The 2,548-nt window shown below is 74.7% G+C and carries 1 protein-coding gene; it reads right to left on the bottom strand.

What is annotated here, in order from left to right:
• The coding region (locus ACP4IX_RS36035) for a beta-ketoacyl synthase N-terminal-like domain-containing protein (protein WP_426558846.1) at nt 1–2,548 on the bottom strand (2,548 nt) is incomplete at both ends.

The following is a 2,548-nucleotide window of genomic DNA, read 5'->3' as shown; positions in this document are numbered from 1 at the left end:
CGTCATCACCGAACAGCACACCCAGCCCAAGCCGCTCACCCACCGCGTCAAGTGCCTCGGCGAACACCGGATAGGCCTTGTACAGCTCCCGGCCCATGCCGAGCCGCTGGCTGCCCTGCCCGGTGAAGAGGAAGGCGAGCTTTCCGGCACCGGCGGCACCCCGCGTCACCGGTCCCGTCGTGGCGTCCGCCGCCAGGGCGGCCAGGCCGCGCAGCAGCGCGTCCCGGTCCGCCGCCACGACCGCCGCGCGCTGCTCGAACAGGGCACGGGTGGTGGCGAGGGAGTGTCCGATGTCGGCGGGGTGGGCGTCGGGGTGGGCCTCGACGTGGGCGCGCAGGGCGCCGGCCTGGGCGCGCAGGGCCTCGGGCGTCTGCGCGGAGAGGAGCCACGGAACGGCGCGCACGGAGGGTGCGTTCCCGGCCGCAACCGGGACCGGCGCGGTGTCGGGGGCCTGCTCGATGATGGCGTGTGCGTTGGTGCCGCTCATGCCGAACGACGAGACGCCGGCGCGGCGCGGGCGGCCGGTCTCCGGCCAGTCCATCCGCTCGGTCAGCAGGGAGACCGCGCCCTCGGACCAGTCGACGTGCGGGCTGGGCTCGTCCACGTGGAGGGTCTGCGGCAGCACCCCGTGACGCATCGCCATGACCATCTTGATGATGCCCGCGACGCCGGCCGCGGCCTGCGTGTGGCCGAAGTTGGACTTGACCGAGCCCAGCCACAGCGGCTGGTCCTCGGTCTTGTCACGCCCGTAGGTGGCCAGGAGCGCCTGCGCCTCGATCGGGTCGCCCAGCGTCGTGCCCGTGCCGTGCGCCTCGACCGCGTCGACGTCCGCGGCGGTCAGGCCGGCGTTCGCCAGCGCGGCGCGGATGACCCGCTGCTGCGAGGGCCCGTTGGGCGCGGTGAGGCCGTTGCTGGCGCCGTCCTGGTTGACTGCGGAGCCTCGGACGACCGCGAGGACCGGGTGGCCGTTGCGGCGGGCGTCGGACAGCCGCTCCACCAGCAGCATGCCGGCGCCCTCGCCCCACGCGGTGCCGTCGGCGGCGGCCGCGAACGGCTTGCAGCGGCCGTCGGGGGCGAGGCCGCGCTGGCGGCTGAACTCGGTGAAGACGTCGGGGGTGGTGATGATGGTGACGCCGCCGGCCAGGGCGAGCGTGCACTCGCCGTTGCGCAGGGCCTGCGCGGCGAGGTGCAGGGCGACGAGCGACGACGAGCAGGCGGTGTCGACGGTGACGGCGGGGCCCTCGAAGCCGAAGGTGTAGGAGACGCGGCCGGAGGCGATGCTGCTGGAGCCGCCGGTGCCGAGGTAGCCCTCGACGCCTTCGGGGACGGTGTTCAGCCGGGAGACGTAGTCGTTGTGCATCTGGCCGACGAACACGCCGACCTGGCGGCCGTGCAGGTCGCCCGGGTCGATGCCGGCCCGTTCGAACGCTTCCCAGGACGTCTCCAGCAGCAGGCGCTGCTGGGGGTCCATGGCCAGGGCCTCGCGCGGGTTGATCCCGAAGAAGGCCGGGTCGAAGTGGTGGGCGTCGTAGAAGAAGCCGCCTTCGCGGGCATAGGAGGTGCCGGGGCTGTCGGGGTCGGGGTGGTACAGGGCGTCGAGGTCCCAGCCGCGGTCGGTGGGGAGGTGGCCGATGCCGTCGCGGCCGTCGGCGAGCAGGCTCCAGAGGTCCTCGGGGGTGCGGACGTCGCCGGGGAAGCGGCAGCTCATGGCGACGATCGCGATGGGGTCGTCGGCCTCGGCGGCGGTCGCGGCCCGGGTGGGTACGGCGGCGGCAGCGGCGACCGCGGCCTGCGAGCCGATGAGTTCGTCCTTGAGGTAGCCGGCGAGCACGCTCGGCGTCGGGTAGTCGAAGACGAGGGTGGCGGGCAGGCGTACGCCGGCGGTCGCGCCGAGCCGGTTGCGGAACTCGACGGCCGTCAGCGAGTCGAAGCCGAGGTCCTTGAAAGCGCGCGTGGGTTCGACGGCGTCTGGAGTGGCGTGCCCGAGGACGGCGGCGACCTGGCCGCGGACGAGGTCGAGCAGGAGGGCGTCGCGTTCGCCGTCGGGCAGGCGGACGAGCCGGTCGACGAGCGGCGTGCCGCCGCCGGCCGCCGGTGCCCCGACGGCGCGGCGGGTGGTGGTGCGGACCAGGCCGCGCAGGAGGTTGGGCACCATGCTCGCGTCGGCCCGGCGCAGCGGCGCCAGGTCGAGGTGCATGGGGAGGAGGAGGGCGTCGCCGGTGCCGCGGGCGGTGTCGAGGAGGGCCAGGCCCTCGTCGGAGGACAGGCCGAGGACCCCGGAGCGGGTCATGCGGTCCTTGTCGGCCGAGTCGAGTTCGCCGGTCATGCCGCTGGCCTCGGCCCACAGGCCCCAGGCCAGGGAGGTTCCGGCGAGGCCGTGGGCCTGCCGGTGGCGGGCGAGTGCGTCGAGGAAGGCGTTGGCGGCGGCGTAGTTGGCCTGGCCCGCGCCGCCGAAGGTGCCGGCGGCGGAGGAGAAGAGGACGAAGTCGGCGAGGTCGAGGTGCCGGGTGAGGTCGTGCAGGTGGAGGGCCGCGTCGACCTTGGGACG

Source organism: Streptomyces sp. WG5, from assembly GCF_049974565.1.
In the GTDB taxonomy this organism is placed as follows: Bacteria; Actinomycetota; Actinomycetes; order Streptomycetales; family Streptomycetaceae; genus Streptomyces.
Note: the sequence above shows the minus strand (reverse complement) of the source record. Positions and strands in the feature narration are given on the sequence as shown.